The following is a 19039-nucleotide window of genomic DNA, read 5'->3' as shown; positions in this document are numbered from 1 at the left end:
GGAGGATAGTCGTGTTAGTCGTTGTCCATTGATCCCGGTGTCGTCTTGGACACCTGAACCAGAAACTCGTAGTTGGTCTTCGTCTTCCGCAACTGCGACATCAGCAGGTCGATGGCCTGATGGGAGTCCAGACCCGACAACACGCGGCGCAGCTTGTGCACGATGCCGAACTCGTCGGGTGACAGCAACAGCTCGTCCTTGCGGGTACCCGAAGGGTTCACGTCGACCGCGGGGAAGACCCGGCGCTCAGAGATCTTGCGGTCCAGCTTGAGTTCGGCGTTACCGGTGCCCTTGAACTCTTCGAAGATGACCGTGTCACCGGTGGAACCGGTCTCGACCATCGCGGTGGCGATGATGGTCAGCGATCCGCCTTCTTCGATGTTGCGGGCGGCGCCGAGGAACCGCTTGGGCGGATAGAGCGCGGTGGAGTCGACACCACCCGAGAGGATGCGCCCTGACGCCGGCGACGCGTTGTTGTAGGCGCGACCCAGACGGGTGATCGAGTCGAGCAGCACCACGACGTCCTTGCCCTGCTCAACGAGCCGCTTGGCGCGCTCGATGGCCAACTCGGCGACCGAGGTGTGATCTGACGGCGGCCGGTCGAACGTCGAGGCGATGACCTCGCCTTTGACCGAACGAGTCATGTCGGTGACCTCTTCAGGCCGCTCGTCGACAAGCACGACCATGAGGTGGCATTCGGGGTTGTTCCTGGTGATCGCGTTGGCGATGTCCTGCAGGATTGTCGTCTTGCCCGCCTTGGGCGGCGACACGATCAGTGCGCGCTGCCCCTTACCGATCGGCATGATCAGGTCGATGACCCGCGTGGTCAGCCGATCCGGGGTGGTTTCCAGACGCAGCCGCTGGTTGGGATACAGGGGCGTCAGCTTGGAGAAATCGGGCCGCTTCTTGGCGTCTTCGACCGATCCGCCGTTGATGGTGTCGAGGCGCACCAGCGGGTTGAACTTCTGCCGCTGGTTGGGCTGCTCACCTTCCTTCGGCACCCGAACCGCGCCAGTCACCGCGTCACCGCGGCGCAAGCCGTTCTTGCGCACCATATTCATCGACACGTAGACGTCGTGCGGACCGGCCAGATAACCCGAGGTGCGCACGAACGCGTAGTTGTCGAGAACATCGAGGATGCCGGCGACCGGTTGGACGACATCGTCCTCACGCAGCTCGGTGTCGCCGCCTTCGCCTGAGCGTTCGCCGCGGCGCCTGCGATCCCGGAACCGGCGTCCCCTCCGGCCCTGACGGCCCTCACCGTCGTCATCTTGCTGATTCGAGCCGCGAGCCTGCTGCCCACCCGAGCTTTGCTGGTCTCCGCTTTGGTCGCTACCGGTTTCCGATCCGCTGTCCTCCGACTTGGTATCCCGCCGGCCGTCCCGGCGCTTGTCATCCTCGTCGGTGGTGGTGCTTTCGCGATCCTGTTGTGCGCCAGTGCGAGAAGCCGATCCAGGCTCACGAGAGGCGTTGCGGCGCTCGCGGCGCGGCCCCTCGGCCGATGAATCGCTCTGTTGGTCTTGGGCGGCTGGAGCCTCGGCTTTGGCCTCCGGCTCAGCAGTCCCGGAAGTGCCGCTGTCTTCCGTCGACGGGGTTGACGGGGCTGACGGGCCGGCGGATGCCCCGTTGGCCTTTCCCCTACTTTCCTTGATCGCGGCGATGAGTTCGTTCTTACGCATACCCGACGTCCCCTTGACGCCGGCTTGATTAGCCAGCGCGCGCAATTCGGGCAGCACCATGGTGGATAGGGAGCCGGCCGACGCAGCGGTCTTGACGTCTGAAGTATCTGTGGTCACGGCATTCGACGGCGTGTCACCGTCGGTGCTTTCGCCAGCCGTGATGAGGTCCGTATCAGTCACGGATTTCCTTTCTTCCCCCGCCGATCAGTTTTGTGCGGGGGTTCCATGCATTCAGCTAAATTGCCGAGTGCGCCCAATCATCGACTCTGCAACGGTGATCGCCAGGATTGGCGGTTGAGACGGCGAACCTCGTTCACGAGAAGAATTGGTAGTTGTCCTAGCGGCAAGGCAGTTTTTTGCAGATGCAGATGCTGCGATTGCTGGACGGCTCCGAGGATAGCCCGCTTCCCTGCCTGAAGCAAGCAAACCCACCGGCAAGTGTCTGGATCAACTGGTGACTGTAACCCCCGGGCTCCAGCGAACTCCTTCGCCGGCGCTCATCTTGGTGATGCGAAATCCATTTGCAGAGCCATACTGCAACGCTTCGGCCGGCAACTGGGGTTCCGTACTCAGTGCGATGACCGCAGGTCCCGCGCCAGAAAGCGTCGCTGCCACGTTATGACGCCGCAGCAGCCTGAGATATTCCGCGGAAGCCGGCATCGCCGGCGCGCGTTGCGGCTGATGCAGTACGTCTTCGGTAGCCGCTATCAGCAGGTCGGGCCGTTCGGTTAACGCCACTACCAGCAATGCAGCACGGCTGAGATTGAACCGCGCGTCCTCGTGGCTGACCTGTTCCGGCAGCAGCACCCGGGTCTCCGCGGTCGACGAGCGCTCCTGCGGAATCGCCAGGAAAAGTTGGATGTCGGGGTGCAGCCGCAGGTGCACCGCCGAGTAGACGGGCTCCACACCGGTGCGGTCGATCCACGACACCACCGCACCGCCCATTACGGCAGCCCCGGCGTTGTCCGGATGACCCTCGAACTCTGAGGCCAGTTGGATCAGCTGGGTTTCGCTCAACGGTGCCGAATCTAGTTGTGCGACAAGACCGTTTACCGCCGCCAGCCCGCCCACCACGGCAGCCGCGGACGAGCCGAGACCGCGCGAGTGCGGGATTGCGTTGCGGCAGCGCACTGCCAGGCCGGCGGCGCTGGCGCCCATCGCCTGCAGTCCACGAGTGACGGCGCGCACCACCAGGTGATCGGGACCCAACGGGACCTGGTCGGAGCCCTCGCCCTCGACCTGCACAACTAAGCCGGAATCCGTTGTCTCGACTACGATCTCGTCGCACAGGTTCAATGCCAAGCCAAGGCTGTCGAAGCCCGGGCCGAGGTTGGCGCTGGACGCCGAAACCACGGCGCTTCCGACCAGCCCGGCCGGCAGTGCGAGGCCCGCCGCGCGGCGACCCGACGCGTGGCGACCCGCCGCGCCCGACTCCGCCGCGCTTGCGATCGCCACGGGGTCAAATGGGCGGCGACCCGCCGCGCCCGACTCCGCCGCGCTTGCGATCGCCACGGGGTCAAATGGGCGGCGACCCGCCGCGCCCGACTCCGCGGCGCTTGCGATCGCCACGGGGTCAAATGGGCGGCGACCCGCCGCGCCCGGCTCCGCCGCGCTTGCGATCGCCACTAGACCAGCCCTAACTGCTCGACGACGGCCACGGAATCTACCGGCAGCGGCGACACACTCGGCATATCCTTCAGCGCCGTGTCGGGATCCTTCAGACCATTGCCGGTCACCGTGCACACCACCGTCGACCCGCGGGCCACCCAACCGTCGTCGACGGCTTTGAGCAGGCCAGCGATGCTGGCCGCCGACGCGGGTTCCACGAAGACGCCCTCGGTACCGGCGACCAGGTGGTATGCGGCCAGGATCTCCTCGTCGGTAGCGGCCAGGAAGCGTCCGTTGGACTGCTGTTGAGCCGCTACGGCCGCGGTCCACGACGCCGGTGCGCCGATGCGGATCGCCGTCGCGATGGTCTCCGGATGGCGCACCGGTTCGCCGAGCACCAGGGGCGCCGCGCCTGCGGCCTGGGTGCCCAGCATTCGCGGCAACTTGTCGATCACACCGTCGCGGTGATACTCGGTGTAGCCCTTCCAGTACGCAGTGATGTTCCCCGCGTTGCCGACCGGAAGAGCATGCACGTCCGGCGCGGTGCCCAGCGCGTCCACGATCTCGAACGCCGCCGTTTTCTGACCCTCGATTCGCACCGGGTTGACCGAGTTGACCAAGGAGATCGTCGGAAAGTCGGTAGCCAGCTTGCGGGCCAACTCCAGGCAGTCGTCGAAGTTGCCGTCGATCTGGATGATCTTGGCGCCGTGCATAACCGCCTGCGCAAGCTTGCCCATCGCGATCTTGCCCTGCGGTATCAACACCGCGCACGTGATGCCGGCGCGGGCAGCATATGCGGCCGCCGAGGCCGAGGTGTTTCCGGTCGATGCGCACAGCACGACCTGCTGCCCGCGGGCAACCGCATCGGTGACTGCCATCGTCATGCCCCGGTCTTTGAAGGAACCGGTGGGGTTGAGGCCCTCGACCTTGAGATGGACGGTGCAGCCGGTCTTTTCGGAGAGCCGGGTGGCGGCGATCAGTGGGGTGCCACCCTCGAGCAGCGTCACTGGCGCCCAATCATCGCCAACCGGTAGCCGGTCGCGGTACGCCGCGATCACCCCCAGCCAGGGTTGGTGAGTGGCCGTCTGGGTTATCCGGGGCGCGCTCATAGGCTGGTTCCTTCCAATCGCAGCACGCTTGCGACACTCTGCACGACGTCCAAGTCCGCCAGCGCCTCGACGGTTTCGGAGAGCGCAGCCTCGGTCGCGTGGTGGGTGACGACCACGATGCGGGCTCCCACCCGTCGTCCACCCTCGTCCACCACACCTTCCTGGCGGACCTCGGCAATGCTCACCTCGCGTTTGGCGAATTCCGCTGCCACCGACGACAAGACACCGGTTTTGTCGGCGACATTCATGCTCACGTAGTACCGCGTAGAGATGAAACCCATTGGCGCGACCGGAAGTTGAGCATACCTGGACTCGCGCGGCGCGCGGCTGCCCAGCACCCGGTTGCGTGCGGCCATCACCAGGTCACCGGTCACCGCCGAGGCGGTGGGCGCGCCGCCGGCGCCCTGGCCGTAGAACATCAGCCGACCCGCTGCCTCGGCCTCGACCACCACCGCGTTGAACGCTCCGTTGACGGAGGCGAGCGGATGCGACAACGGAACCAGTGCCGGATAGACCCGAGCCGAAAGCCGTTGCTGGTCTTCGTCTGTGGTGATGCGTTCGCAGATCGACAGCAGCTTGATGGTGCACCCCAGCGCCCGTGCGGACACGAAGTCGGCTGGGCTGATCTTGGTGATGCCCTCGCGATACACGTCGGCTGCGGTCACCCGGGTGTGGAAAGCGATGGAGGCCAAGATCGCGGCCTTCGCGGCGGCGTCGTAGCCTTCGACGTCGGCAGTAGGGTCGGCCTCGGCGTAACCCAGTGCGCTGGCGTCGGCCAGCGCACTGTCGTAGTCGGCGCCGGTGCTGTCCATCGCCGAGAGGATGTAGTTGGTGGTGCCGTTGACGATGCCGGCCACCCGCAGCACGGTGTCTCCGGCCAGAGACTGGGTCAGCGGACGGATGACCGGGATGGCGCCCGCGACAGCCGCCTCGAAATACAGGTCGACATGCGCGTTTTCAGCGGCTTGCGCCAATTCGCCGGTGGATATCGACAGCAACGCCTTGTTCGCCGTGACGACAGACTTGCCGTGCTCCATCGCGCCCAGGATGGCCCTGCGGGCAGGTTCTAACGGCCCCATCAGTTCGACGACGATGTCGACGTCGTCGCGCGAGACGAGTTCGTCGATGTCGTCGGTGAGCATGCTGACCGGCACTCCGCGGTCGGCGGCGACGCGGCGCACACCGATACCGCGCAGCACCAATGGGGCACCGACGCGGGCTGCGAGATCGTCAGCGCTGTCCTCGATGATGCGGACAACTTCGCTGCCCACATTCCCAAACCCGAGTACCGCTACACCGACGGGCTTTTGGTCACCGGGCACGGTTCACCTCACTTCCAGACTCAGCAGATCGTCGACCGTCTCGCGGCGCAGGATAAGGCGGGCTTGTCCAGCGCGCACCGCCACCACAGCGGGCCGACTGATCATGTTGTAACGGCTCGACAACGAATAACAGTAAGCACCGGTTGCCGCGACCCCAAGCAGGTCACCGGGCTGTAGGTCATCGGGCACCCACGTGTCGCGCACAACGATATCGCCGCTCTCACAGTGCTTTCCAACAATGCGCGCCGGCGCCGATGGCGCTTCGCTGAGCCGCGAGACCAACCGGGCGTCGTACTGTGCGTCATACAGCGCGGTGCGGATGTTGTCGCTCATGCCGCCGTCGACGCTGATGTAGCGGCGGTTGGCCGTGGCGCTGACGTCGACGTCCTTGACGGTGCCGACTTCATACAGCGTGATGGTGCCGGGTCCGGCGATTGCGCGGCCAGGCTCGACCACCAGCTTGGGTGCCGGCAACGCGACGGCCGCTGATTCCTTGCTCACGATGGCGCTGAGCTTGGCGGCCAGCTCGGCTATCGGCGGCGGATCATCGGCGGGCAGATACGAGATACCCAGGCCGCCACCGAGATCGACCGTCGACAGCTGCGCGGTCTTTTCGGGCCCGAATTCGCCCACCACCTCGCGCAGCAGGCCGATGACTCGATGTGCGGCGAGCTCAAAGCCGGCGACGTCGAAGATCTGCGAGCCGATATGGCTGTGCAGACCGACCAGTCGCAGGTGGTCGGTGGCGAACACGCGTCGGACTGCCGCCATGGCAGCGCCGCCGGCGACCGACAGCCCGAACTTCTGGTCTTCGTGCGCGGTCGAGATGAACTCGTGGGTATGCGCTTCCACGCCGACGGTGAGACGCACCAGCACATCCTGGACGATGCCCGCCTCACCCGCGATGGTGTCGAGACGTTCGATCTCGATCATCGAGTCCAAAACGACATGGCCGACACCGGCTTTGACAGCCGCGGTCAACTCCGCGACCGACTTGTTGTTGCCGTGCAGTGTGATCCGCTCGGGCGGAAAGCCGGCGTGCAGCGCGACGGCCAGCTCGCCGCCGGTGCACACGTCGAGCGACAGACCCTCTTCGTCGATCCATCGCGCTATCTCGCTGCACAGGAAGGCTTTTGCGGCATAGTGCACATTGGCTCCGCCGCCGAATGCCGCGGCGATCTCTTGACAGCGAGAGCGGAAGTCGTCCTCGTCGATGACGAACAGCGGAGTCCCGTACTCGGCCGCGAGGTCGGTCAGTCTGATCCCTGCGATGCGGGCCACTCCGGTCTCGTCGCGAGTGGTGTTGCGCGGCCAGACGTTCGGAGCCAGCCGCAGCAGCTCGTCGGCCGACTGGGGCCGCGGCGGGCCGCTGGCCGGACGGGTTTCTTCGGCGTGCCGGGGACCGGCGGGATGGACGTTCACATGCGCTCCGGAGCGGTGACGCCGAGTATCGCCAACCCGTTGGCAATGACCTGGCGGGTGGCCTGGCACAGCGCCAGGCGCGCGGTATGCAGGTCGGTAGGCTGCTCGTCGCCCTGGGGCAGCACGCGACACGAGTCATAGAACCGGTGATAGTCGCCGGCGAGGTCTTCCAGGTAGCGGCATATCCGGTGTGGTTCCCGCAGGGACGCAGCGGTTTCGAGCACCCGGGGGAATTCGCCGAGGGTGCGCAGCAGCGTGCCCTCTTTGTCGTGATTGAGCAGTTCGAGGTGTCCGGTGTCGGGAATCAGACCGAGTTCGGCGGCATTGCGGGCCAGCGCCGACAACCGGGCATGCGCGTATTGCACGTAATACACCGGGTTTTCATTGGACGCCGAGGACCACAGCGCCAAATCGATGTCTATCGGGGTGTCCACCGACGAGCGAATCAAGCTGTAACGTGCGGCGTCGACGCCGATTGCCTCGACCAGGTCGTCGAGCGTGATCACGGTGCCGGCCCTCTTGCTCATCCGAACCGGCTGGCCGTCGCGGACCAGGTTGACCATCTGTCCGATCAGCACTTCGACGGTGTCGGGATCGTCGCCGAATGCGGCGGCCGCGGCCTTGAGTCGGGCGATGTATCCGTGGTGGTCGGCACCGAACATGTAGATGCACAAGTCGAAGCCGCGTTCCCGCTTGTCGAGGTAGTAGGCGAGGTCGCCGGCGACGTAGGCCGGCTTGCCGTCGCTCTTGATCACGACCCGGTCCTTATCGTCACCAAAAGCGCTGCTGCGCAACCAGGTTGCGCCGTCTTTTTCGTAGATGTTCCCGGTTTCGCGAAGCTTCGCGATGGCATGCTCGACGCGGCCGCTGGTGTGCATCGAGTCTTCGTGAGTGTAAACGTCGAAATCGGTGCCGAATTCGTGCAAGGACTCTTTGATGTGGGCGAACATCAGGTCGACACCGATTTCACGGAAGGTTTCCCGCATCTTGGGGTCGGGCATGCTCAGCGCGTCGGGCGCCTTCTGCACCACCTGCTCGGCGATGTCGCCGATATAGGTGCCCGCGTAGCCATCCACAGGAGCGGGCTCGCCTTTAGCGGCTGCGACCAGAGAGGCGGCGAATCGGTCGATCTGGGCACCGTGATCGTTGAAGTAGTACTCGCGCACCACCTCGGCGCCCTGCGTCGACAACAGCCGGCCCAGAGCATCACCCACCGCTGCCCAGCGGGTGCCCCCGATGTGGATCGGTCCGGTCGGGTTGGCCGAGACGAATTCGAGGTTGATCTTGCGCCCGCCCAAGACATCGGAGTGGCCGTACGCCGAGGCGGCGTCGATGACGTCATTGACTATCTTGGCTTGCGCAGACGTTTCGAGGCGCAGGTTGATGAACCCCGGTCCGGCTACTTCGGCGGAGGCGATGCCGTCGACCTGGGTCAGCGCGTCGGCAAGCCAACCGGCCAGGTCGCGCGGGTTTGCCCCGACTTTCTTGGCGAGCTGAAGTGCCAGGTTGCTGGCGTAATCGCCGTGCTCGGGGTTGCGTGGCCGTTCCACCGTCACCGTTTGCGGTAACACGGACACATCGAGGGCATGCTCGGCCAGCACCGCGGCGGCGGTGATTTTGAGCAGCTCAGCGAGGTCAGCGGGGGTCACGAAGGTCCATCCTATGGTCTGAGGTGCTTGCGCCCCGAATCGATTGCGGTGGGCAGGTGGTCATTCCGATGCGTTAGTCTGTTCGAGCCCAATGGTGCAGCCTGGTGTTGGTGCGCCCCCGTAGCTCAGGGGATAGAGCGTCTGCCTCCGGAGCAGAAGGCCGCAGGTTCGAATCCTGCCGGGGGCACCGTCTGACCTGTACTAATCGTAATCTCGGTAGCACCCAAACAATTCGAACGGCCAACGTCTGGCAGAAACTTTACGTCCGCTCACCGGCCGCGATTGCCCGCTATCGTTGTGATATGCCGGACTCAGCACGCGATCGCGAGGCCGCAAGTGATCGGGCAGCGCAACTGAACGAGCAGGTGGCTGAGGGTCACGAGTGGGCCGCGCGGGCAAAGCCCAGCGGTAGCCCCGAATTGCATAGCGACGCTGCCATTCAAAAGCGGCGGACCGCCGGAAAGGGTCGCTCCAAAGCCGAAGCGGCCAGGAATGAAGCGGATGAGCAAACGGACTAAGGCTCACCGGATTTTCTCTTAACCTCCGGCCGTGGTCGTGGTACTTGCGGCGGTCGGTCGACTACAGGGGCAACGGTGCGGCCGATGTGGGTGGAACTGTCGGCCGCGGCGGCTGATCCACCCGTGGCTGATCGGTCAAGACCATGGCCAGCGCAATCATGGCAACGAGCACCATGCACGCCGCGATAATGGTCGCGACGGTGGTCACGGCCGCTATATAGACGTCGCGGCGCTTACCCATCACTTCAGATCCGTCGGGTCGGGCAGGGGGCTGATTCCGGAGGGCACTTCGCAATCTCCTCCTTCTTGGGGTGCCTGGCTGCGCAGTTTGCGCGTGCTTCAGCCGGACATCCCTGGCGGCTGCATCTACCAGCTGGAAACGCTGTCGGTAGCCGCTTCATGACTACTCAGAGCTAGACCTCGCGAGCAGTGCCGGACTGCCGCGCCTGATACACCGCCTACCCGTCTCCATTCCAGCGAAACTGGGAACATCATGGCGCTGGAAAGCCGTACTCGGACCGTTGACGTTCACGTACCGCTGCTGAACCTATGCGTTGCTTCGCAGTTCACGCACCGGAATGTGCGCTCGCCGCGGAACGCGCGACAGCGAGGGTGCGTGTCGACCACGAAACGCGCAGTCAGCGTCTAAGGCGATACCTCAGCTCACCGCTGTCGGAGTCAACGACGCGCCCGCCATCGCGAATGCGAAACAGTAGCTGGGTCCTGTCGGCATCAACAATCCGGCTCTCATCGCGAATACGAAAGGCTAACTGGCTGGTCTTGACGTCAACAATCCGCGGACCGCGTACTCGAAAGACGATCTGCCGAGAGCTCGCATCGACCATGCGGTAGCCGTCGTACCGTCCGTCGTTCACGGCTCCAAGCCTAAGGCCGCTAGCGGCTGATAATCGGCAATACGGGTGTCACCAGCTCACCGGTGCTGAGATAACTGTCGAGGTTGCGGATCGCCAGCAGCGCCATCGCGCGGCGGGTCCGGGTCGTTGCGCTGCCAATATGCGGAAACAGCACGACGTTGTCCATGGTGAACAGCTCGGCGGGCACATTCGGCTCATCGGCAAAGACATCCAGCCCCGCTCCGCCCAGTCCGCCGCCGGCCAGCAACTCCATTAGTGCGTCCTGGTCGACGACGCTGCCGCGCGCAATGTTGATCAGGTAACCCTCGGGGCCCAGTGCCTCGAGCACTGCGCGGTCGACGAGTTTGCGCGTCCCGTGGTCGCCGGTCGTCGCAACGACCAGGACATCGACCGACTCAGCCAACTCGACGGGCGACTCCGCATATCGGTATGGCGACCCCTCGATGCGGTGACGGTTGTGATAGGCGATGGCACAGTCGAATCCGAGCAGTCGGGTCGCGATAGCCGAACCGATACGCCCCAAACCCAGAATCCCGACCTGCAGGCCGCTGACATCCCGGGCGTAAGGAAACGGCCCATCGCGCAGCCAGTTACCCGCCCGCACGTAACGATCGGCGGCGCCGAAACGGCGCAGCGTCATCAGGATCAGCCCCAGCGCGGTATCGGCAACGGTGTCCGACAACACGTCCGGAGTGTTGCTGACGCCGATACCGCGGCGCTTCGCCGCCTGCAGATCGATTGCATCCACGCCGGCGCCGTTGTTGACGATCACTTCCAGGTTGGGCAGCGCTGCGATCGTTTCCGCGTCGACCCCGGGACGGCCCCACGTCACCACTACGCGAACGTCGGCTGCGTGTTCCGTCAGAAACTCGGACCGTTGCGGACCGTCTGGAAGTCTCGGAATTTCGTAGCGCGCCGACAGTTCGGCATCGAATATCGGCTCGAACTCGCCGATGCGCAGCACGTCGTTGGTCTTCTTCACTGTCACGCTGCCATCATCTCCCACGCCCCGCGACGAGGTGGCTGGCTGCTATTACCGTTGGATGCAAGCGATCCACGGAGGCACCAATGAGCGAGCATGACGTACGGATGATCGTTTTATCGACCGACGACCTGGAAGAATCGATCCGGTTCTACAGCGAGGCACTGGGGATGTCGCTGAAGTTCCGCGACGGAGCCCATTTCGCCGCCCTCGATGGCGGGTCGCTCACTCTCGCACTCGCGACCGCGGTGGACCATCCCATACCCGGGCAGGTAGTCGTCGGCATCAAGACCTCTGACGTCGACGCCGCGGCGAAGGCAGTCGAGGCCAGCGGTGGTGGCATCGTGAAAGGCCCGTACGACGATGCGCACGAGCGCCGCGCCGTAGTCTACGACAACCAAGGCAACGGCTTGGTCTTCTACAGCCCGCTGACACGCTGAAAGACGCACCGGCACACCAAGTCTCAGGTGAGTAGTCGGCGGTCGTAAGCCTTGGCTTTCAGCCAGCTTTCCATTCGTTCGGCCACTGCCTGCCATCCCGGCTCAAGCATCATGTCGTGGGCCATGTCAGCGAAGATTTCCACCTCGGCGCCGTATACCGCAGCCGTGCGGCGGATTTGGCGCTGCGTGACGATCGTGTCGTGTTCGGCGCCCAGTACCAGCATCGGGACGCGGTTCACGCGTTTGGTCCGGACCAGATCAAAGGCGACCATGTCGAGATAGGCCCGAAATGACTCGTCTTGGAGTCGCTGTTGATAAGAGTTGACCTGCGAATCCGGCATTGACGCGGAGAAGAACAGATCTCGCGCCAGTTCAGGAGTGGCAACAGCCGGCGCCAGGCTCATAGTCACATTGGCTTTGACAAGTACCCGAGGATAATGGCGCGCGAAATAGCCGGTCACGCGGAGTGCACCGTTAGGCGGAATGGGTGCGACGAGAATGGCGCCGGCCGTAGTGCGGCGTGCCAGGTATTGCTGAACTATGAAGCCACCCATCGAATGCCCAACCAGCACCGGCAGAGACGGTAGTTGCGCCACTATCGCGGCGACGTCGTCGACATAGTCCTGAATGCGTGTCCAGCGCAAACGCTCTGCGCCGGAACTTTGCCCATGACCACGCAGGCTCAACGCGACGACGCGGTGTCCACGGGCGGCGAAGAAATCGAGGAAATGCTCATCCCAGCACCATGCAGCATGCCAAGAACCGTGAACAAAAAGCAGCGGCACCGGGTTCTCGTCGGTGCAACGGCCTTTGTCAATCACTTCCAGCATGCGACTTCTCCTTCGATCCCGAGATCAGCGCTAGCCATTTTCGCAGCTAACACGCCGGAACGTTCTCGAATTTGTGGTTTCGGAGGCCCATGTCAGACGTCCGGTGCCGAGCGCTCCAAGAATCCTTTGAGAATCCAGAAAGGGCGCCGGGTGATGGTCATAAGCGCCACCAACCCACACGGATTCGGACAGACGGATGACCGCCCTACCAGCCGACACCCGCACGATCGACGCGACGCCCCAGTTTGCCCACGAAAACCTCGTTGCACACCTTCGGTCGCAGTTCGAGGTCTACGGCGACACCCGGAGCTACACCTACCTCCGCGAATTCGGACGTGGACTCGTCGAGGAAGTGACCTCATTCCGCGACCTGGACCGCGGTGCCCGCGAGGTCGCCGCTTGGCTCAGCTCACAGCCACGAACCAACAGACCTGTGGTGCTCTTGTTCGATCCCGGCATTGAATTCTGGCGAGCCTTCCTCGGCTGCCTGTATGCCGGGGTCATCGCTGTGCCGGCGCCGCTCCCCCACGATCAGCGCAGCTTGAAGCGCGTCGCCGGAATCCTGCGCGACGCCGGCAGCCGGCTGGTGCTGACCAGCACCAATCTGTTCGACACCATCGCCGCGGGCATCCAGGGACTCAGCCTGGCGCAGCCGGTCGAGTGCGTCTCGGCCAATGTTGCGCACGCCGACGCAGCCTGGTGGACGATGCCCCACCTCACCGCCAAGACCATCGCCTTTCTGCAGTACACCTCGGGATCGACAGGCGACCCCAAAGGCGTCGCCGTGACCCACGGCAATATGCTGCACAACGAATTCGCGATTACGCAGTTTCTCGACTTCGACGACAACTCGAAACTGGTCGGCTGGATTCCGCACTTTCACGACATGGGATTGATCAGCCAGATCACGTGCTTCTACGCCGGCATGGACATGGTGATCATGTCGCCGCTGGCCTTTTTGAAGCAGCCGATCCGCCTGCTTCAAGCAATCAGCACGTACCAGGCCACGGTAACCGCGGCACCCAACTTCTCCTACGACCTGATCGCTCGTCGCGTATCGCCGGAGCAGCTGGACGGACTCGACCTGTCCTCAGTGCGGGTCGCCTTCAATGGCGCGGAGCCGATCCGCCGCCGCACCATCGAGGCGATCAACGACCTCCTGGGGCCGGCCGGCTTTCGTCCCTCCGCCATGCGACCCGCTTACGGGATGGCCGAGGTAACCCTGTTCGCGACGGCTACCCCGGAAGCGGCGGCCTTTGTCTGCTTGGACGCCGACGCCGCCGCGCTCGAGCGCAACGAATTCGCGCCGCCGGTGGACCGGGCGGTCAGCCTGGTCAGCTCGGGAATTCCCGGTCCCGGCATCGACGTCCGCATCGTCGACCCGGAGAGCCGCCAGCCGTTGGCCGACGGCCAGGTCGGCGAGATATGGCTGCGCGGCGCCAGTGTCGCCAGCGGCTACTACAACCGCGCAGCGGAAAGCGAGGAGCGCTTCGGCGGTCAGACGGCCGACGGCGAGGACGTTGAGGGCCCTTTCCTGCGTACCGGCGACCTGGGACTGATCAAGGATCGGCACCTCTTCGTGACCGGCCGCCGCAAAGACCTCCTTATCGTCAACGGCCGCAATCTGTACCCGCAGGACATCGAGGAGCTCGTGCAGGACGTACACCCGGCCTTCGCCGCGCGCGGTGTCGCGGTCGCTGTCGACGGACAGGACAGCGAACGTCTCGTCGTCATCCAGACCGTCAAGACCGACATGCTCGACGGAACGTCGCTCGCGCAGCTCGCGAGCGCAATCAAAGTGACCGTAGCTCGCGGCTTCGAGATTCCCGCCCCGAGCGTGGTGCTGGTGGGCCGCCGCGGAATTCACCTCACCACCAGCGGGAAGGTGCAGCGCGCTTCGATGCGGGCGGCTTTCCTGCAGCAGGAACTCAGCGACGTCCTCCACGAGAGCGTCGACCCGGCCGTCGCCACGGCTCGCCCTGGCCAACTCGCACTATTCGAAATCGCGTAATCCACAAGGAACAAGGAGCTTTCATGCACGCGCACCGATCGGCCCGCAATGTGCTCGGCTGGCTTACCTCCCGGCTAGCCTGCCACCTCGAGGTTTCGTCGCACGCCATCGACCCGACGCTGCCGCTCGCCGAAATGGGTGTCGACTCGGTCCGCGCGCTCGGCCTCGTCGGCGATATCGAGGCGCACTGGGACATCGACGTCGACCCGACGTTGGTCTTCGACTACCCGACCCTCACGCATATCGCGGACTTCATCTCCGACGCCGTCGGCCCTCGGGAACTGGTGACGGCATGACCTCTAGCGACATCGCCATCGTCGGGATCGACTGCCGGTTCCCGAAGGCGCCCGACGCGGCGGCTTTATGGGATCTGCTGATGAGCGGCGACGAAGGGATCGCCGAGGTGCCCGAGGACCGGTGGGACGCCGCGCAGTTCTACGACGCTGCCGGTAAACCAGGCGCGATCAATCACCGCACCGGCGGATTCATCAGTGACGCAGACGCTTTCGACCACGAGTTCTTCGGCATCACGCCGCGCGAGGCGCAGACCATGGACCCGCAGCAACGCCTGCTGCTGCAGGCGGCGTGGCGCGCGCTCGAGGACGCCACCCTCGACCCGCGATCACAGGCGGGCACGAACACCGGCGTCTTCGTCGGCGTGATGGCCAACGAATGGGCGCATCAGCACATGCGCGACTTCTCGCAGATCACGGCGCAGGCAGGCTCGGGCAACGGCTATTTCATGACGGCCAACCGGTTGTCCTACCAGCTCGACCTCAAGGGCCCCAGCCTCGCCGTCGACACCGCCTGCTCGTCGTCGCTGGTCGCCGTGCACGTCGCGGCGGCCGCGCTGCGTGCCGGGGAATGCGACCAGGCGCTGGCCGCGGGTGTGAACATCATCATCACCCCGGCGCTGAACGTGTTCTACACCCAAGCCGGCCTCTCCGCGCCCGACGGCCGGTGCAAGCCGTTCAGCGGGTCGGCGGACGGCATCGGCCGCGGCGAAGGTGTCGCCGTCGTCGTACTACGACGACTGGACGACGCCCTGGCCGACGGGCTTCCCGTGTACGCGGTGATCAAAGGCAGCGCCGTCAACAACGACGGGCGCAGCAACGGCATCACCGCGCCGAACCGCTGGGCTCAGGAAAAAGTCGTGGAAACCGCGAACCGGGTGGCCGGCCTCGCACCGGAGCAGATCGACTTTCTCGAAGCGCACGGCACCGGAACACTTCTCGGCGACATGATCGAGGTGAAGGCTTTGGCCTCCGCCCACCGCCGCCGGCGAGGCGAGCCCTGCGCGGTCGGGTCGATCAAAGGCAACCTCGGCCACACCGAAGGTGCCGCGGGCGTCGCGGGTCTCATCAAGGCCGTGCTGAGCCTGCACCACCGCGTCGTCCCGCCGTCGCGTTTCGCCGATCAGGAGAATCCACAGCTGCGACTGGCCGCGAGTGGTCTGCGCTTGGTCACCGAACCGATGCCCCTTTCCGCGGAGACCGCGTACGCGGGTGTATCCAGCTTCGGGATCGGCGGCACCAACTGCCACGTCGTGCTGGCGAGTGCTCCGGCGCGTGAAGATGCTCCCGTCGTATCGGGCGGCGGCGTACTCACCCTGTCGTCGAACAGCCGCGAAGGCCTGTACCTCAACGCATCCCGCCTGGCGGACGACATCGCCTGCAGCTCAGCGCCTCTCGCGCAGCTGTGTTGGTCGAGCAATCGAATCAAGTCCACCGGCAAGGCGAGGCTGGCGATCTCCGTCCACGACCGCGACGAGGCGGTGAAGCGTCTGCGCATGCTGGCGCACCCCGCGGGCGGCCTTGCGGCCGTGTCGGGTACCGCGCAGGGCATTGCGGCGGGATGGCTGTTCAGCGGGCAAGGCACGCAGTATCCGGGGATGTCGCGTCGCCTGCATGACAGCAGCGACGCCTACCGTGCCGCGCTTTCCGCTGTGGAAGCTGCCCTGCTGCCCTACCTCGGCCAGCCCATTCGTGACGTCCTGTTCGGCGCGGACGACCGGATCAATCGCACCGAATTCGCCCAACCGGCAATCTTTTCCGTGCAGTACGCGCTCGCCAGCGCACTGATGGAGCTGGGCGCTGAGCCGGCCTGGGTGCTAGGACACAGCATCGGCGAATTCGCCGCCGCTGTGATCGCCGGCGTCGTCAGCCTCGACGATGCGTGCCGGCTGGTCGCCGCGCGTGGCCGGCTGATGCAGCGACTGCCGCATGCCGGCAAAATGCTCGCCGTTCGCGCAACGGCCGACGACGTCGCGGAATTGGTCGAGGCAGATCCGTCGCTCGCCATCGCGGCGGTGAACGGGCCCAGTGAACTGGTGCTGTCCGGCGCCGCCGACTCGATCGACCGGGCCGCCGTCGCACTGCACGAGATCGGTGCGTCCGTCCGCGAACTCACCGTCTCGCACGCATTCCATTCGCCGCTCATGGAGCCGATGCTCGAAGAATTCGCGGCCGTGGCGGCCACGTGCACGTTCGCCCAGCCAAGTATTCCGGTCTATTCCACGCTGCGCGGCCGGTTGCTCGAAGACAGCGAGTCGATGGACGCCGCCTACTGGGTGGCCCACGCCGCTGGAACCGTCCGGTTCGCCGACGCGGCATCCGCGGCGCTGCAAGCCGAACCAACCCATCTCGTCGAGCTCGGTCCGAAGCGCACACTCACTCCGATGATCGCGCGGGCACACTCGGAGACGGTATTCAAAGCGCTGACACCGCTTCCCGGTCCGGACGCCAGTGGTTTGGAGCTCACCGAAACCGTCGCTGCACTCTATCGGGACGGCCTCAACCCCAAGTGGGACAACCTTTATCCGCAGCACGCGCGAGTCCCCCAGCGGCTCAGCGGCTATCGCTTCGTGACGACGCACCGCTCCTGGATCAAACCGGTCGAGCCGGTCATCGCGCCGCTCCCGGAGACCGCAGAGCCTATTCCCTTGACGGGGGAACCGCCGATGGTCAAGCACGAAACAACGATGGACAATCTCATTGCATTGTTTCGGGAGCAGGCCGAGGTACTTGCCTCGCTTGCGGAGGGGGGCGCGGCCACCCCGCAGCCCGCGGATCGTGCAGTCGACGATGTCGCGTCCGTCGTGCGTGCCGAAGTGGCCCGGGTCAGTGGCTTCCCCGAAAGTTCGTTGCGCCAAGCCCAAACCATCGCCGGAGACCTCGGTTTCGACTCGATCATGGTCACCGACCTGTTCAGCGGAATGGCCCGCAAGCTGCCCGGGCTGGTGGCCGATCCGGGCTGGTTCGGGCCTACGACGACGATCGGCGACGTCATCGCTCACGTCGGCGGCACGCCGGTGGCTGACGTCGACGCGACCACGGACACGTCGGTGCCGGCGGTACCGCCGGAGTACCGGATCGCCCAATTTCCGGAGGTCGTCGCCTTCGCCGAACGGCTGAAGCTCCCCGCCGAACTGGGCGTCGACAATCCGTTCTTCGTGGTCAACGACGGGATAACGAGGGACACCTCGATCGTGAATGGCGAACCGGTAGTTAACTTCTCGAGCTTCAACTACCTCGGCATGTCCGGACACCCGGGCGTTGCCACCGCGGTCTTGAATGCCGTCGTGCGTTACGGCAGCTCGTCGTCGGCCTCACGGCTGCTCTCGGGCGAAAAGCCTGTGCACCTCGAACTCGAGCGCGAGTTGGCTGACCTGATCGGCACCGAGGACGCGATGGTTCTCAACAGCGGTCACGCGACGAACGTCACGGTGATAGGTCACCTGCTCGGCGAAGGTGACCTGGTCATCCACGACAGTCTCGCCCACGACAGTATTGTCCAGGGTTGCAAGCTATCTGGCGCGACGAGGCGACCGTTTCCGCACAACGATCACGCGGCACTGGACGACATCCTCACCACTGTTCGCCACCAGTACCGTCGGGTGCTCGTCGTTATCGAGGGCGTCTACAGCCAGGACGGCGACATCCCCGACCTGCCCGCGTTCATCGCCGTGAAGACGAAGCACCAAGCGCTGCTGATGATCGACGAGGCCCACAGCATCGGCGTTCTCGGCCAGAACGGTGGCGGCATCGGAGAACACTTCGGCGTCAACCGCGACGACGTGGAACTGTGGGCCGGCACCGTTTCCAAGGCCCTCGCCGGCTGCGGCGGCTACGTCGCCGGAACCCGTGAGGTTATCCAGTACCTGAAATACACCACTCCGGGGTTCATCTTCAGCGCCGGCATGCCACCGCCAGTGGCTGCGGCGTCCGTGGCGGCGATCCGGCTGATGCGGTCACAGCCCGAACACCTGCGTCGGCTGCGCGAAAACGCCGAGCTGTTCTTAAGTCTGGCGCGAGAAGCCGGCATCGACACCGGCGACAGCGCGGGCACCCCCGTGATCCCGTGCATCGTCGGCAGCTCAACCAAGGCGCTGAAACTGTCGGATGCCTTGATGCGGCTCGGTATCAATGCCAACCCGATCCTGTATCCGGCTGTGCCGGAAGACAAAGCGCGGCTGCGGTTCTTCGTCACCAGTTGCCACTCAGAGGAACAGATCCGATTCACGGTCAAGGTGCTGGCCAAGGAGCTGGAACTGCTCCGCTGATACCTGCCGCCGCACGAATCCCCAAGAATCTTC

The 19039-nt window shown here is 65.0% G+C and carries 13 protein-coding genes and 1 tRNA gene; 5 read left to right on the top strand and 9 right to left on the bottom strand.

The window, feature by feature from the left end:
- Positions 1–14 precede the first annotated feature (14 nt).
- The 6 genes from rho to argS all read right to left on the bottom strand — a co-directional run bounded on the left by rho (position 15) and on the right by argS (position 8789).
- Positions 15–1859, bottom strand: a complete 1845-nt coding sequence (rho, locus tag AC5Y21_RS01655; RefSeq protein ID WP_499908721.1) for a transcription termination factor Rho — start codon at positions 1857–1859, stop codon at positions 15–17.
- 267 nt (positions 1860–2126) lie between these two features.
- Positions 2127–3059, bottom strand: a complete 933-nt coding sequence (thrB, locus tag AC5Y21_RS01650) for a homoserine kinase (protein ID WP_499908950.1) — start codon at positions 3057–3059, stop codon at positions 2127–2129.
- 245 nt (positions 3060–3304) lie between these two features.
- Positions 3305–4396 carry a threonine synthase gene (gene thrC, locus AC5Y21_RS01645; RefSeq protein WP_499908719.1) on the bottom strand — a complete coding sequence of 364 codons (1092 nt, stop codon included), beginning with the start codon at positions 4394–4396 and terminating at the stop codon, positions 3305–3307.
- The gene (locus AC5Y21_RS01640; protein ID WP_499908718.1) at positions 4393–5718 is read right to left on the bottom strand and encodes a homoserine dehydrogenase; all 1326 of its coding nucleotides are present in this window, start codon (positions 5716–5718) and stop codon (positions 4393–4395) included. The genes thrC and AC5Y21_RS01640 overlap by 4 nt, the downstream gene beginning before the upstream one ends.
- A 3-nt stretch (positions 5719–5721) precedes the next feature.
- Positions 5722–7140, bottom strand: a complete 1419-nt coding sequence (lysA, locus tag AC5Y21_RS01635) for a diaminopimelate decarboxylase (protein ID WP_499908716.1) — start codon at positions 7138–7140, stop codon at positions 5722–5724.
- Positions 7137–8789 carry an arginine--tRNA ligase gene (argS, locus tag AC5Y21_RS01630; RefSeq protein WP_499908714.1) on the bottom strand — a complete coding sequence of 551 codons (1653 nt, stop codon included), beginning with the start codon at positions 8787–8789 and terminating at the stop codon, positions 7137–7139. The genes lysA and argS overlap by 4 nt, the downstream gene beginning before the upstream one ends.
- Positions 8790–8903: 114 nt before the next feature.
- Between argS and AC5Y21_RS01625 the strand changes: the two genes are divergently transcribed.
- A tRNA-Arg gene (locus AC5Y21_RS01625) sits at positions 8904–8976 on the top strand.
- Positions 8977–9368: 392 nt separating this feature from the next.
- Here AC5Y21_RS01625 and AC5Y21_RS01620 read toward each other — a convergent pair.
- Positions 9369–9548 (bottom strand): hypothetical protein, encoded by a 180-nt coding sequence (locus AC5Y21_RS01620; protein WP_499908712.1) that lies wholly within the window; start codon positions 9546–9548, stop codon positions 9369–9371.
- A 653-nt stretch (positions 9549–10201) separates the two neighbouring features.
- Positions 10202–11170: a 2-hydroxyacid dehydrogenase gene (locus AC5Y21_RS01615; protein WP_499908710.1), complete on the bottom strand. Its 969-nt coding sequence runs from the start codon at positions 11168–11170 to the stop codon at positions 10202–10204.
- An 80-nt stretch (positions 11171–11250) separates the two neighbouring features.
- Here AC5Y21_RS01615 and AC5Y21_RS01610 point away from each other — a divergent pair, with 80 nt between their 5' ends.
- Positions 11251–11604: a VOC family protein gene (locus tag AC5Y21_RS01610; protein ID WP_499908708.1), complete on the top strand. Its 354-nt coding sequence runs from the start codon at positions 11251–11253 to the stop codon at positions 11602–11604.
- Between the two features lie 23 nt (positions 11605–11627).
- Here the strand turns inward: AC5Y21_RS01610 and AC5Y21_RS01605 are convergent, their stop codons facing one another.
- Positions 11628–12434 (bottom strand): alpha/beta hydrolase, encoded by an 807-nt coding sequence (locus AC5Y21_RS01605; protein ID WP_499908706.1) that lies wholly within the window; start codon positions 12432–12434, stop codon positions 11628–11630.
- Positions 12435–12630: 196 nt separating this feature from the next.
- Here AC5Y21_RS01605 and AC5Y21_RS01600 point away from each other — a divergent pair, with 196 nt between their 5' ends.
- The 3 genes from AC5Y21_RS01600 to AC5Y21_RS01590 are packed head-to-tail and all read left to right on the top strand — an operon-like array spanning position 12631 to position 19006.
- Positions 12631–14445, top strand: coding sequence for a fatty acyl-AMP ligase (locus AC5Y21_RS01600; RefSeq protein WP_499908704.1), 1815 nt, complete (start codon positions 12631–12633; stop codon positions 14443–14445).
- A 23-nt stretch (positions 14446–14468) separates the two neighbouring features.
- The gene (locus tag AC5Y21_RS01595) at positions 14469–14741 is read left to right on the top strand and encodes an acyl carrier protein (RefSeq protein WP_499908702.1); all 273 of its coding nucleotides are present in this window, start codon (positions 14469–14471) and stop codon (positions 14739–14741) included.
- Positions 14738–19006: a type I polyketide synthase gene (locus AC5Y21_RS01590; RefSeq protein WP_499908700.1), complete on the top strand. Its 4269-nt coding sequence runs from the start codon at positions 14738–14740 to the stop codon at positions 19004–19006. Before AC5Y21_RS01595 ends, AC5Y21_RS01590 begins: the two co-directional genes overlap by 4 nt.
- The last annotated feature ends 33 nt before the right edge of the window (positions 19007–19039 follow it).

This window comes from Mycobacterium sp. NGS41 (assembly GCF_059812725.1).
The sequence above is the reverse complement of the archived record's forward strand: the minus strand, read 5'-3'. Positions and strand labels throughout refer to the sequence as shown.

Coding starts and splice junctions, on each gene's coding strand:
- thrC (WP_499908719.1), bottom strand. CDS start 4,396: ATGAGCGCGCCCCGGATAACCCAGACGGCCACTCACCAACCCTGGCTG.
- AC5Y21_RS01620 (WP_499908712.1), bottom strand. CDS start 9,548: ATGGGTAAGCGCCGCGACGTCTATATAGCGGCCGTGACCACCGTCGCG.
- AC5Y21_RS01610 (WP_499908708.1), top strand. CDS start 11,251: ATGAGCGAGCATGACGTACGGATGATCGTTTTATCGACCGACGACCTG.
- AC5Y21_RS01605 (WP_499908706.1), bottom strand. CDS start 12,434: ATGCTGGAAGTGATTGACAAAGGCCGTTGCACCGACGAGAACCCGGTG.
- AC5Y21_RS01600 (WP_499908704.1), top strand. CDS start 12,631: ATGACCGCCCTACCAGCCGACACCCGCACGATCGACGCGACGCCCCAG.
- AC5Y21_RS01595 (WP_499908702.1), top strand. CDS start 14,469: ATGCACGCGCACCGATCGGCCCGCAATGTGCTCGGCTGGCTTACCTCC.
- AC5Y21_RS01590 (WP_499908700.1), top strand. CDS start 14,738: ATGACCTCTAGCGACATCGCCATCGTCGGGATCGACTGCCGGTTCCCG.